A 13211-nucleotide genomic window follows, 5' to 3' on the forward strand; every position below is an offset into this window, starting at 1 on the left:
GGGGTGTCGGCGGGGAGGGCGGTTCGTCACATGTGCTGTTCCTGTTCACACTCACCGCCGTCGCCGGCAACGGTGGTGACGGCGGCAGCGGCGGTGCGGCCGGTCTAGGCGGCAACGGCGGCAAGGGCGCGGCCGGTGACGCCGGAGCTGTCAACGGGGGTAAAGGGGGAGACGGTGGTGATCCCGGCAGCGCCGGCGCTGGTGGTGCGGGCGGATTGGCCGGTGTGAGTTGCGGATGCGCGAACGACGGGACGGGTGGCCCCAGTGGCGTCTGGGCGACCTCCGGCGGTGACGGTGGCAACGGCGGCAACGGTTTTGACGCCACACATGTCGGAGACAGCGGCGGTGACGGCGGAAACGGCGGCAGCGGTGGCTCCGTCGGCAACGGTGGTGACGGCGGCCTCGGTGGCAGCGGCGCGGGTGGTGACGGCGCTACGGCCAATGGCAACGGCGGAGCAGGCGGTGACGGCGGCTCAGGCGGGCAGTCGCTGGGCGATGGTGGACTCGGCGGCTACGGCGGTGTCGCCGGAGTGGGATCAACCCTGGCCACGGGTGCGCTGGGCGGTGTAGGAGGCCAGGGTGGTAGCGCACTTTCGCAATTCAGCGACGGCGGCGCCGGTGGGAATGGCGGTGACTCAAAGGGTGTCGGCGGCATCGGGGGCAACGGCGGCGACGGTGGTGACGGCGGTTCGCTGGGCGTCGGCGGTGCCGGCGGCCAGGGCGGCAAAGGTACGGATAGCGACGGCACCAAGGGAATCGACGGCACACCGAAGCCCTGAATTGTGGGCTATCAAGCCAGCTCGTCGATCACCGCTTGCGCGGCACGTTCACCGGCGTCGACCGCACCCTCCATGTATGCGCTCCAGTAGGTCGCGGTATCCGTTGATGCCCAATGGATCACGCCGATCGGGGCGCTGAGGGCGGACCCGTAGGACGTCCATACGTGGGGTCCGAGGTTGGCGTTGTAACAGCCACGTGTCCACTGCCGGTCCGACCATTCTCCGTCGATGTAGAACTCCGGCTTGGCCGCCTTGTTGCCGTAGTGCCGTACCAGCTCGTCGATGAGTGCCGCACGGCGCTCGTCTTCGGGGAGGCGGCCGAAGGTGCGGGCCTGGTCGCCCTCCAGGAACATCAGGATCACCCCGTGGTCGTCGCCGGGTATGCAGGTGTCGTTGGACATCCGGGCCGGCCCGCGGTCGGAGATGAGCTGGCCGTTGAATCCGTCAGCGCGCCAGAAGGGTTCGTCGTAGACGAAGAACGCTTTCATAGACGAGCCGTTCGGCAGGCGCTGGGTGAGCTGGTCGCGGACACCGGAAAGCGGGGGGTCGTACATGATTCGGCCGGCCAGTGTCGGGGAGATGGCGACGATGACCCGGCGTCCGCGTGCCACTAATCCACCGCGGCAGTGCACGGTCACGCTAGCGGCCGAATGCTCGATGAGTTGAACAGGCACCTTCAGTACGATGTGGTCGGCGATCAGGGCCGCCAGGCGGCGGGGGATCTCGCTGGTGCCGCCGACGAACCGTGTGGTCTGTGCGCCGCCCTCCGATTCGGCGAACAGCTCCGAGGTCACACCGCAGGTCTGGATGGTGAACAGCAGATGCAGGAACGACACTTCGGCTGTCGGCACCGCCAGGATCCCCACCGTGCAGATCTCCAACAGTGTGCGCGCGATCGGTGAAAGTCCCTGCGCGTCATACCAGGCACCCGCGGTGACGGCGTCCCATTCGGCGGCCCGCGGTGCCAACCACGGGGCCTCTACGGGAACCTCGGCGGCCAGCTCGTCCAACCGGCGCAGCACCCGCTCGAGTTCGGCCAGCTCGCCGGCGAAGCGGGTGTGAAACTCGTTCTCGCGCAGCACACCGGTGTCGCCGAACTCGTAGGAGGTCTCGCCGTCCTCGAACTGTGGGTACGTTTCGACTCCGAGTTCGGCGGCCAGCCGGAACATCCGCTCGTGGGTGTCGCCGATCCACTGGGCGCCGAGTTCGACGGGTAGTCCGGGCAGGACTTCCTCGGTGAGGATGCGCCCGCCGACGCGTTCGTCGGCCTCCAGCACCACCGGTGTCAGCCCGGCTGCGAGCAGCTTGCGGGCCGCGATCATCCCCGAGAGCCCGGCGCCCACAATGACGACGTCCGCGTCGATGTCCATCTGCTTCGGCACTGTGACACTGTGACACAGGGCCCGGTCCGGCTACAGCGGATTGAGCACACGCTCCAGGAACTGGCGGGTGCGCGCTTCCTTCGGATTCCCGATCACCTCGTCGGGTGGTCCCTTTTCCAGGATGATGCCGCCGTCGGTGAACAACACCTGGCTGGAAACCTGCTTGGCGAACTGGATTTCGTGGGTGACGATCACCAGAGTCCAGCCCTCGTCCGCGAGGTCCTTGATCACCGAGAGCACCTCGCCGACCAGTTCGGGGTCCAGTGCTGAGGTGGGTTCGTCGAACAACACGAGCTTGGGTTTGAGCGCCAGTGCCCTGGCGATGCCGACCCGCTGCTGCTGCCCGCCGGACAGTTGATAGGGATACTGATCCTTTTTGGCGGCCAGCCCAACCTGGTCCAGGAGTTCGACAGCGTCGGCTATCGCTTCTTCCTTGGGTCTCTTCTGCACGATCACCGGGCCTTCGATGATGTTCTGCAGGACCGTCTTGTGCGGAAAGAGGTTGTGTCCCTGGAACACGAAGCCGCTTCGCGACTGGAACCTGCGCACCTCGGGTTTCGGTGTCGGTGTGGAGAAGTCGATTTCGATGTCGTCGACCCGGATCACACCGGCATCGGCCCGGTCGAGTGCGTTCAGGGTGCGCAACAGCGTCGTCTTCCCCGACCCGGACGGCCCGATGATCGCGGTCGCCGTGCCCCGCGCCACGGTGAACGAGACACCCTTGAGTACCTTGTTGTCGCCGAACGCTTTCTGCACGTTCTCGGCCACGACACGGTATTCGACGTCGGCGGTGTCAGTCATCGTGCCACGTACCTTTCCAGCCGGTGTTCAAGGCGGCTCTGACCGAACGAGAGCACCAGGCAGATGATCCAGTAGTACACCGCCGCGGTGCCGTACAGCGCGAAGAATTCGAAGGTCGGCGCGGCGGCCACCTGCGCGGTGCGCAGCAATTCGGTCACCAGGATGGTCGAGGCGAGGGACGTGTCCTTGACCAGCGAGATCAGTGTGTTAGACAGCGGCGGCACTGCCACCCGGGCGGCCTGCGGGAGGATGATCCGCCGTAACGCACCGGCGTAGTGGTAGCCGATGGTCTCGGCAGCCTCCCACTGGCCCTTGGGAATGCTCTGGATCGCCGAGCGGATGATCTCCGCCGCGTAGCCGCCGACGTTGAGGCTGAACGCGATCACCGCAGCCAGGAACGGCTCGAGCTTGATCCCGATCTGCGGCAGCGCGAAGAAGATGATGAACAGCTGCACCAACAGCGGCGTTCCGCGAATGATCGAGATGTAGAACCGGGCGATGTTGGACACCAACACGTTCTTGGACAACCGGCCCAGGGCCACCGCGAGCGCGATCACCAGTCCGATGATGAAGCTGATGACGGTCAGCGGAACGGTCACCGTGATCGCGGCTTTGGCCAACGGCCACAGGTTGTCTGCGATGAGCTGCCACACTGTGCGGTGGCCGGCCTCGGCGCCGCCGGCGGCCGGCGCTCCGGTGGCGTTGGCTTTCAGGTACTTCTGCGAGATCGCGGCCAGGGTACCGTCGGCCTTCAGCTCGTCGATAGCTCTGTTCAACTCGGGCAGCAGGCCGCTGTTCTTGCGGGCCGCGAAACCTTGCTCGCTCTTTTCTCCGATCGTGGCGCTGATCTTCACCGACTGGTTGTTTGTTTCAGCTTGGTAGGCATGGAAGGCGATGCTGTCGTTGACGACCGCGTCCACCCGGCCTTGGTTGAGAAGGGTGATCGCCTGCGTGAATCCCTCCACCGGCGCCACTTTCGCGCCGGCGTCCCGGGACACCTGCGCCCAGTTGCTGGTGATGCTGGCACCCGCGGTCTTGCCCTTGAGATCGGCCAGCGACGTGATCGAGTCGTCGTTGGCCCGGGTGATGATGACGCCTTCGCCCACCGAATAGGGCTCGGACAGGTCGTATTTACTCTGCCGTTCGGGGGTTATGGTGACTTCGTTGGCCACCACGTCGAATCGGTTGGCTTCCAGGGCGGCGAAGATGGAATCCCATGGGGTCTGGACGAACTCGACCTTCTTGCCAAGTTTCTGGCCGGCCGCGTTGGCAACATCGACGTCATAACCGGCGAGTTGTCCGGTTGCGGGATCTTGGAAACTGAACGGCGCATAAGTACCCTCCGTGCCGACCCGCAGCACACCGGAGGCGAGCGGCCCGCCACCATCGGACTTCGATCCGCAGCCGCCAAGGAGTACAGCCGCGGTCATCACAACGGCCAGCAGTGCAGCGCGTGGTAGATGACGCATCCGCCGGACTCTAGTGAGGCCCGGGATGGCCGCCAAGGGTTGCGATCAAACGGGTTGATATGCCCACGGCTCGCGGGGCAGCCGGTGGGGATCGAACCGGCGCAAGAGCCCGGCCATGTCGGCTTCCGGCCAGCCCAATGACTCGCTGATCAGGGCGAAGGCCCGCCGGACCCCGAGTTCGCCGAGTGTAACCGCGCCGTCACGCTTGGCCAGCCGCTTGCCTTCGCCGTTGACGACCAGCGGCACGTGGGCGTAGGAGGGCTGCGGATAGCCGAGGAGGTTCGCCAGGTACGCCTGGCGTGGGGAGGACGACAGCAGGTCGTCACCACGCACCACCTGGTCGATGCCGGAAAATGCATCGTCAACGACGACGGCCAGGTTGTAGGCCGGGACGCCGTCACCGCGACGCAATACGAGGTCGTCGACGACGCCGGTGTAGGTGCCGTGCAGCAGATCGGTGACTGTGTACTCGTCGGTGTCTGCGCGCAGTCGCAGCGCGGGCGGGCGACCGGCCTTGCGTTTGGCGGCCCGTTCGGCGTCGCTCAAGCCCCGGCAGGTGCCGGGGTAGGCCCCCTCAGGGGCGTGCGGCGCCCTCGGTGCGCTGAGGATATCCTTTCTGCTGCAGTAGCATTCGTAGGCCAGACCGCGCGCGACCAGCCCGTCGATCACCGCGTCGTAGCGCTCCCGCTGGCGGGACTGCCACTGTGGCTCGTCATCCCACGTCACGCCGATGGCAGCCAGATCGTCGAGCTGCCGGTGCGCCACCTGGTCGTGGGTGCGGTCGTCGAGATCCTCGACACGGAGCAGGAAGCGCCGTCCGGTCGAGCGCGCGAACAACCACGCCAGCACAGCGGTACGCAGGTTGCCGATGTGCAGGTCGGCGGACGGGCTGGGGGCGAACCGGCCCGCGCCCGGCGTTGGGCGGGTCACGCCCGCAATCTAACTCAGCTGCGGAACCGGCGTCTCCGTTGTGGCTCGCGCGGACGGCGCGGCGCGGGGCCGAATGACATTGATCGGCCACCAGAACCACCGGCCCAGCAGCGCGGCGATGGCCGGTGTCATGAACGAGCGCACCACGAGAGTGTCCAGCAGCAGCCCGAGCCCGATGGTCGTGCCGATCTGCCCGATGATGCGCAGGTCGCTGACCACCATCGACGACATGGTGGCGGCGAACACCAGGCCGGCCACCGTCACGACGCTGCCGGTTCCGCCCATCGCGCGGATGATGCCGGTTTTGACGCCCGCCGGCAGCTCTTCCTTGAACCGGGACACCAGCAGCAGGTTGTAATCCGACCCGACGGCCAGCAGGGCGATCACCGACATGGCCAGCACGAGCCAGTGCAGCTCGATGCCGAAGATGTACTGCCAGATGATGATCGACAGCCCGAACGACGCACCCAACGAGACGAGCACGGTTCCCACAATGACCACAGCGGCGACCAGACTTCGCGTCATCACCACCATGATCATGAAGATCAGGCACAGCGCCGCGATACCGGCGAGGATGAGATCGTATTTCGAGCCGTCGGCCATGTCCTTGAAGGTGGCAGCCGTGCCGGCCAGGGAAATCGTCGCATCTTCGAGCGGGGTGGCTTTGACCGCTTCGATCGCTGCGATCTTGATCGGTTCGACGTGTGAAATGCCTTCCGGCGTGGCGGCATCCCCGCGATGCGAAATGATGAAGCGCACCGCCTTGCCGTCGGGGGAGACGAAACTGCGCATCCCGCGCTGGAAGTCGGGATTGTCGAACACATCCGGCGGCAGATAGAACGAGTCGTCGTTCTTGGCGTCGTCGAAGGCTTTGCCCATCGCAGTCGAGTTCTGGCTCAGTTCGTCGATCTGATTCCACATGCCCGACATCGTGGCGAACGTCGTCAGCATCATCTGCTGCATGTTTTCCATGGTCGTGATCATCGGTCCGACCTGATCGAGCATCTCCGGCATCAACCGGTCCATCTCGCCCATGTTGGCGATGACCTTGTCCATGGTGGCCGTCATCGTGTCGACGCCGTCCATGGTGTCGAATATCGAACGAGTGGACCAGCAGAGCGGGATGTCGTAGCAGTGCGGTTCCCAGTAGAGGTAGTTACGGATCGGCCGGTAGAAATCATCGAAATCGGCTATCCGGTCCCGCAATTCGTGGATGGTTCCCTGTAGCTCGACAGTCTGGCCGACCATCTCGTGTGTCACGCCGGTGAGCTGGCTCATCAGGTCGTACATGCGTTTCATCGTGGCGACGGTGGTGCCCATCTCGTCGGCCTGCCGCTTCATATCGGCCATCCGATCTTTCATGAGCTTCATGTTCTGGATCATGCCGACGTTCTGCATGCTCACGATGAACGGTATGGACGTGTGCGCGATCGGCATCCCGTCGGGGCGGGTGATCGTCTGGACCCGTGCGATACCGGGAACCCGGAAGATGGTTTTGGCGATCTTATCGATGACGAGGAAGTCAGCAGGGTTACGCAGATCGTGGTCGGCCTGGATCATCAGGATCTCGGGGTTCATCCGAGCCTGGCTGAAGTGGCGGTCGGCTGCCTGTAAACCTTCGTTGGCCGCGATGTTCTGGGGAATGTATTTGGTGTCGTTGTAGCTGGTGCGGTATCCGGGCAGCGCTGCGAGCCCGAGGATCACGATGGCCAGCGAGCCCGTGAGGATCGGACCCGGCCAGCGGACGGTCGCCGCGCCGATCTTGCGCCACATGCGGATCCGCATGTGGCGCTTGGGTTCCAGCAGCCCGAACCGGCTTCCCACCGTGACGATCGCCGGGCCAAGCGTGAGCGCGACCGCGACACCGGCGACGATGCCTGCCGCACACGGTGGGCCCAATGACTGGAAGTACGGCATGCGGGTGAAGCTCAGACAATAGGTTGCGCCGGCAATGGTGAGGCCGGATCCCAGCACGACGTGGGCAGTGCCGTTGAACATCTCGTAGTAGGCGGCCTCGCGGTCCGCGCCGGCCTGGCGGGCCTCCTGGTAGCGGCCGACGAGGAAGATCGCGTAGTCGGTTCCTGCCGCGATTGCCAGTGAGACAAGCAGATTGACTGCGAATGTCGACAGACCGATGACGTTGTAGTAGCCCAGCGCGGCCACGATACCGCGCGCGGCCGCCACCTGGATGAGTACCGTCACGATCAACAGCACGACGGTGATGAGCGAGCGATAGAAGAGCAACAGGATCACGATGATCACAGCGAAGGTGACCAGTGCGATCTTGGCCATGCTTCGTGCGCCGGCGTCGTTCATGTCGGTTTGCAGTGCGGCGGGACCGGTGACGTACGCCTTGACCCCCGCCGCTGGGGGTGTGTCGGCCACCGCCTTGCGCACTGCGGCGACCGAGTCGTTGGACTGGGTGGTGCCGACGTTGCCGGCCAGGTTCAGCTGGACGTAAACGGCTTTGCCGTCGGCACTTTGGGCGGCCGCCTCGGTGAGCGGATCGCCCCAGAAGTCTTGAACGTGCGTGACATGGGCCGTGTCGGCGCGCAGTGTCTTGATCAGGGTGTCGTAGTAGGTGTGCGCGTCAGCCCCGAGCGGTTGATCGCCCTCCAGCACGATCATCGCGAAGCTGTCCGACTCGGACTCCCCGAACACGCGGCCCATCTGCGTCATCGCCTGCACCGACGGCGCGTCCGGCGCACTCATCGGGACTGCCCGCATCTGGGCGACCGTCTCCAGCGGCGGGATGAGGACGCTGGAGAGGACGACGATTCCCAGCCAGCCGAGGATTATGGGGATGGCCAGTCGCCGAATCCAGTGCGCGACGGGCGTCGGATCGCGGCGTGACGAGCCCATCATGCCGACTTCGCAAAGCAATAGACGTAAGCGTTCACGTCGGTAGAAGTCCGTTCAATCTTGACCTCTCCATCGGACGTGACCCGGCAGCCGATCGAATCGCTGTTGCCTTGCGCCAACACGTTCCCCACCATGGCGGGGGCATTGGTGACGATCTCGACCGACCACGGCAGCACGGCCCCGTTGACCTGATGGGGAGTGCCGTAGTCATCGAGATAGTTGATGTCGGCCACGGCACCGGGCGGTCCGAAGATCTGGTAGACCACGCGTTTGGGATCCGACTTGTATTTGTCGTCCGACTTGCTACCGGCATAGGTGGGCAGGTGATGGGAGCCGAAAATCCCGCGTACTCGCGTTACCGCGAAAACGCCGATGGCGAGCACTACTACGAGCACCAGCGGGATCCAGGCCCGCTTGGCAGCGGAAAGCGCTCTCATACCCGACCGGGGGAGTCCGGGGCGATCTGCCAGCCGGCGCTGGACGCCTGCTGATGCCAGAACTCGGCGAATCGCCCACCGAGAGCGGTGAGTTCGTCGATGCTGCCCTGCTCGACCACCACACCGTTGTCAATGAACAGGACCTGGTCGGCGTTGCGGATGGCATCGAGCCGGTGCGCGATGATGACTCGGGTGCGCTGATGCGGATCGGCCTGGATGGCGTGCGTGATCGACGCCTCGTTCTCGGTGTCCAGGGCGCTGGTCGCTTCGTCGATCAGCAGCACCCCGGCCGGTTTCACCAGAGCCCTTGCGATGCTGACACGTTGGCGTTCACCGCCGGACAGAGCCGTACCGGCCTCGCCGACCTTGGTCAGCGCACCGTCCGGCAGCCGTTCGACGATGTCGTCGACGCGTGCCAGTGCCATGGCGCGGTGGATGGCGTCGTCGTCGGCATCGGGTCGTCCGACCCGGATGTTGTCCGCGATCGTGCCGTCGAACAGATACGGATGCTGGAACACCACACTGACCAGCGCGCGCCGGGCATCGGGGCCGATACCGGTGACGTCGGTGCCGTCAAAGAGAATCTGCCCGCGCCCGGGTGTGTGCAGCCCGGCGATCAGGGACAGGATCGTGCTTTTGCCGGAGCCGGACGGGCCGACGACGGCGGTGGTGGTTCCCGGTTCGAGGGTGAAGCTGACGTCCTTGAGCACCTCGGCGTCGTGGTAGCCGAAGCCGACGGACCGCAATTCGATTCGGGGCGGCTGTGATTCACCAGACGGGAGTGCACCGTCCTTGGTCTGCTTGTCCAGCGGCGCGGTGGTGACGGTGTTCAGCCGCTCCAACAGCCCCCGCGAGGATTCCACCGCGCTGGACAGATCGGCCAGCACGGTGAACGGCTCGAGGAAGCGCACCATAACGATCGCCAGCGCCACTGCCGCGGGTGCGCCGATGTGACCCTGCAGCGTCAGCGTGGTGATCGTGCCTGCCAGCAGGATGAGCGCGATCTGGCTGGCCACGCTGAAGAGAAGCTGGCCGGGGATTTGGAACAGCAACAGCCGCAAGGTCGCACCGCGCACGGCGGCGATGGCCTCGCCGGTCTGGCTGCGCGCGACCGTCACGCGGCGGCTAGCCCGCAACGCCTGCTGGGTGCGCGCGAACTCCACGAGGCGTTCGGTCAGTGCACTGTGCGCGCTGGCGTCGGCGGCATCTGCCTTACGTACCAGTCGCAGGCTGGCAGCTAGCGCGCCCAGCAGGAACGGCAGTGCGATCGCGGCGGCCACACCCACCTCCCAGGACACGAAGAATAAGCCGATTGTGATCGCGGCGGGCAGCAGCAACGCACCGATGAACGGGCTCAGCAGGTTCGCGACGAAACCGACCAGCTCCGGAGCGCTGGCGGCGATGGCCTGGCGGGCAACCGCGGTGTTGTCGGCGCTGAACCAGTGCAGGGGAGTCTCGGTGAGCCGGTTGGCCATCGCGTGCTGGGTGGTTTCGGCCAGCGTGAAGCCGATGCCGAAACCGATGCGCGCCAACGACATGTCCACCACCCAGCCGCCGATCGTGACCGCGGTGAGCGCGCCGACCCAGGCCCACGTGTCGGCGGGGTGAGCGCTGAACAGCGCGACCAGCAGCGGTACCAGGAGCAGTGCGCTGGCCGCGCGCAGGACGACGGAAATGACCGTCAACGCTACGTAGGTGGTGAACGGGCCGCGAGCGTGCGCCGGGAGCAATCGGATCAGGGAGCCGATCATCGGGCGGCCTCACCGGTCAGAGCCCGGGGGGTGCCGGCGAGCCGGCTGTCCCACAGGCGGCGGTAGCGGCCGTCGGCGGCCAGTAGTGCGGTGTGGGTGCCGATCTCGGCGATCCGGCCGTGGTCGAGAACCACGATCTGGTCGGCGCCGGTGATGGTGTGTAGCCGGTGGGCGATCACCAGCACTGTCCGATTCTTGACCAGTGAGCTCAATGCTTGCTGCACAAGGTATTCCGATTCGGGATCGGCGAACGCGGTGGCCTCGTCGAGAATCAGGATCGGCGTGTCGGCGAGCAGTGCGCGGGCGATGGTGAGGCGTTGTTTCTCGCCGCCGGACAGTTGGCTGTCCGCACCCAGGACCGTGTCGTATCCGCTTGCCAGCCGCAGGATACGTTCGTGGATCTGGGCGGTGCGCGCCGCGTGCTCGACCTCGGCGGCGCTGGCCTCCGGGCGGGCGAGCGCGATGTTGTCGCGGACGGTGCCCCCGACCAGCTGCACGTCTTGGAACACAAAGCCGACCTGGGTGTAGAGATCGTCGGCCGTCAGAGTTCGGATGTCACGCCCGCCGATGCGCACCGCACCGGCGTCGACGTCGTGGAACCGTGCCAACAGCGCCGCCAGCGTCGATTTACCTGAACCGGACGGGCCCACCAGAGCCGTCACGGTGCCCGGCTTCAGGGCCAGTGTCACGTCGTGGATCACCGGTACCCCGGGCCGATAGCCGAAGCTGATGCCGTCGAATGTCACTGTGGCAGTGGCCGTCGACGGTGGTGCCGTTTGCGCCTGAATGCTCAGTTCGGTCTCGTCGAGCGTGACCGCGATGCGCTTGGCGGCCTGAGTGCCTTCCCGGATGCCGCCCAGCCCGTAGGCGATGCCCAACAGCCGGCTGCCAAACGTGGTACCCAGCACCAGGAATGGCAGCAGTGTCGTGGGCGCCATCCGACCGTCGACGACGAGCCAGGTGCCTGCCGTGGCGATCAGCCAGAGGAATGTGCTGGGCCGGGTAACCAGATCCATGAAGGTCTTCTTGCCGATGAATGGCCGCTGCCATTCATTGAGGAAGGCGATGTACTCGTCCAGCCGCCGGCGGAACGAGGAAGCCGCCGCACCGCCGAACACCCGAATCACGGCCTGGCCCTCCAGGAATGCCGCCGACTCGCCGTTCATCCGCTCGGCCCACCGGGATGCCTCGGTGATCTTCGGCCCGCTCTGATAGACCATCGTCCAGGTGGTCACGATGTAGACGAGGATCGGCAGGAACAGGATGAGCGCCATCCGCCAGTCGACGGTGAACAGGTAGATCAAAACCGCGATCGGAGCAACCAGCGCCGCGACCGCGTCACACACCGCGTGGGTGACCAGGTAGTGCAGCGACAGGGTGTCGTCCTGGATGAGCTTCTTGACCGAGCCGGATCCGCGATCGGTGAACCAGCCCAAAGGCATTCGGGCGAGCTTGTCCAGCAGACGGCGGCGTACCTCCGCGCTGAACCGCATGTCGACCATGTGCAGCCACAGCACCAGCACCGCGCCTAGCGTGGTGCCGGTGGTCAGCAGCACGACGAAAGCGGTCACGGTATTCCATACCCGGTATGAGTCGGCGCCGCTGAGCAACAGCTGAGCCAGCTCGACCAGGACCACGAACGGCGCGAGCTGCAGCAGGGTCAGCAACGCCTGCAGCACACCGGCGATGATCAATTGTGGCTTCACCGGCGCCAGTAGGTCTTTGCCCGCTTGCGAACGCCACGTGCCCTTGGCGGCGACGGGAGGGGCGGGTGCGGGCGCCGCCACGCCGTCGTCACGACTGCTGCCCATCTCCCGGCCCTGCGTCCAATACGCCTGGGCCTTCAGCTCGGTCTTGGGGAACCCGAACGTGTCCTTCAGTCGTTTGCGCAGATGCTTGAGCGCTCCGGCTTCGGGGCCGGCCCACGCGAACCAGTTTGACCAATCTCGGTTCTCGATGGCATCGGCCAGCGAGCTGTCATCAGTTCGGGTCACCCAGTGCAGACGGCGGCGCGGGTGCTCGGTGAGCGGGATGAGCTCGTCTTCGTCGCGGTGGCGTTCGAGGTACACCTCGACGTCCACGTCCTGTGGCAGCACCGCCAGGATGGAGTTGATCGCCGGGATCGATGCCGAATCACCGATGAGCAGGAAGCCGGCAGGCAGCTCCTCGGGGACTTCGAACCGGGTCGAGCCCAGGGACACGACTGGGATGGTCATGCCCGGCTTAGCCGCCGATGCCCAGGCGCACGCCGGGCCGGCCGGCTCGTGCAGTACGACGTCGACGGCGAATCTGCCGGCCTCGGGATCGGCCCACACCAGGGTGTACGCGCGCTGGAACTCGGTCTTTCCGCCTTCGGGATCGGGGAACCAGAACCGCAGCCATGTCGTCGGGCCGGAGCTGACATCCTCGAACACGGTCGGCGACGACATCGTGATGCGGACGCAGTGCGGGGCGATGCGGGCGATCTGCTCCACGGTCGCGACGTGATCGCGCCCCCCGAAGCCGCGCAGCATTGCGCCTCCGAAGCCTCGTCCCATATCGGTGTCCTCTGCTATCGGCGCCTGGAGTTAGTTAGCTTAACCTAAGCTAACTTGGCCCCGGGCCTCCACGGGGTCCGGCGGGCGGCACTGCGCAGCGGAATTCGATTACCCGCCGCGGGCGGAATTCGAGAACCGAAATTATTGTCAGCCGACCGCTCATTTCAGCCATCGGCTAAGGCAAGACTAACCGAATTTCTTCGAAGTCAGCCAAGCCTCAATTTATTTGCCGCCGGGCATGCGAATATGCCAAAGTTCAAGCA

At 65.6% G+C, this 13211-nt stretch carries 8 protein-coding genes and 1 pseudogene; 1 reads left to right on the top strand and 8 read right to left on the bottom strand.

Going from position 1 to position 13211, the window contains the following annotated elements; translation table 11 throughout:
* Positions 1 to 779 (top strand): annotated as a pseudogene (locus CG716_RS31090) (PE family protein); the annotation flags it as partial.
* 11 nt (positions 780 to 790) lie between these two features.
* Here the strand turns inward: CG716_RS31090 and CG716_RS11175 are convergent.
* From CG716_RS11175 to CG716_RS11210, 8 genes are read right to left on the bottom strand one after another with little or no spacing between them, the layout of a single operon-like run.
* A complete protein-coding gene (locus tag CG716_RS11175; RefSeq protein ID WP_094479458.1) occupies positions 791 to 2149 on the bottom strand; it encodes a flavin monoamine oxidase family protein in 1359 nt (452 codons plus the stop codon).
* Between the two features lie 42 nt (positions 2150 to 2191).
* Positions 2192 to 2962: an amino acid ABC transporter ATP-binding protein gene (locus CG716_RS11180; RefSeq protein ID WP_094479460.1), complete on the bottom strand. Its 771-nt coding sequence runs from the start codon at positions 2960 to 2962 to the stop codon at positions 2192 to 2194.
* A complete protein-coding gene (locus tag CG716_RS11185) occupies positions 2959 to 4431 on the bottom strand; it encodes an ABC transporter permease subunit (protein WP_094479462.1) in 1473 nt (490 codons plus the stop codon). Before CG716_RS11185 ends, CG716_RS11180 begins: the two co-directional genes overlap by 4 nt.
* Positions 4432 to 4476: 45 nt before the next feature.
* A complete protein-coding gene (gene gluQRS / locus CG716_RS11190) occupies positions 4477 to 5361 on the bottom strand; it encodes a tRNA glutamyl-Q(34) synthetase GluQRS (RefSeq protein WP_094479464.1) in 885 nt (294 codons plus the stop codon).
* Positions 5362 to 5370: 9 nt separating this feature from the next.
* The gene (locus CG716_RS11195; RefSeq protein WP_094479466.1) at positions 5371 to 8226 is read right to left on the bottom strand and encodes an MMPL/RND family transporter; all 2856 of its coding nucleotides are present in this window, start codon (positions 8224 to 8226) and stop codon (positions 5371 to 5373) included.
* Positions 8223 to 8660 carry an MmpS family transport accessory protein gene (locus CG716_RS11200; protein ID WP_094479468.1) on the bottom strand — a complete coding sequence of 146 codons (438 nt, stop codon included), beginning with the start codon at positions 8658 to 8660 and terminating at the stop codon, positions 8223 to 8225. The genes CG716_RS11195 and CG716_RS11200 overlap by 4 nt, the downstream gene beginning before the upstream one ends.
* A complete protein-coding gene (locus tag CG716_RS11205; RefSeq protein WP_094479470.1) occupies positions 8657 to 10411 on the bottom strand; it encodes an ABC transporter ATP-binding protein in 1755 nt (584 codons plus the stop codon). The genes CG716_RS11200 and CG716_RS11205 overlap by 4 nt, the downstream gene beginning before the upstream one ends.
* Positions 10408 to 12948 (bottom strand): ABC transporter ATP-binding protein/permease, encoded by a 2541-nt coding sequence (locus CG716_RS11210; RefSeq protein ID WP_094479472.1) that lies wholly within the window; start codon positions 12946 to 12948, stop codon positions 10408 to 10410. The genes CG716_RS11205 and CG716_RS11210 overlap by 4 nt, the downstream gene beginning before the upstream one ends.
* Positions 12949 to 13211 lie beyond the last annotated feature (263 nt).

Source organism: Mycolicibacterium sphagni, assembly GCF_002250655.1.
GTDB lineage: Bacteria > Actinomycetota > Actinomycetes > Mycobacteriales > Mycobacteriaceae > Mycobacterium > Mycobacterium sphagni.

Excerpts from the sequence above, each read along its gene's own strand:
- CG716_RS11175 (WP_094479458.1), bottom strand. The coding sequence starts at position 2,149 with ATGGACATCGACGCGGACGTCGTCATTGTGGGCGCCGGGCTCTCGGGG.
- CG716_RS11180 (WP_094479460.1), bottom strand. The coding sequence starts at position 2,962 with ATGACTGACACCGCCGACGTCGAATACCGTGTCGTGGCCGAGAACGTG.
- CG716_RS11185 (WP_094479462.1), bottom strand. The coding sequence starts at position 4,431 with ATGCGTCATCTACCACGCGCTGCACTGCTGGCCGTTGTGATGACCGCG.
- CG716_RS11195 (WP_094479466.1), bottom strand. The coding sequence starts at position 8,226 with ATGATGGGCTCGTCACGCCGCGATCCGACGCCCGTCGCGCACTGGATT.
- CG716_RS11200 (WP_094479468.1), bottom strand. The coding sequence starts at position 8,660 with ATGAGAGCGCTTTCCGCTGCCAAGCGGGCCTGGATCCCGCTGGTGCTC.
- CG716_RS11205 (WP_094479470.1), bottom strand. The coding sequence starts at position 10,411 with ATGATCGGCTCCCTGATCCGATTGCTCCCGGCGCACGCTCGCGGCCCG.
- CG716_RS11210 (WP_094479472.1), bottom strand. The coding sequence starts at position 12,948 with ATGGGACGAGGCTTCGGAGGCGCAATGCTGCGCGGCTTCGGGGGGCGC.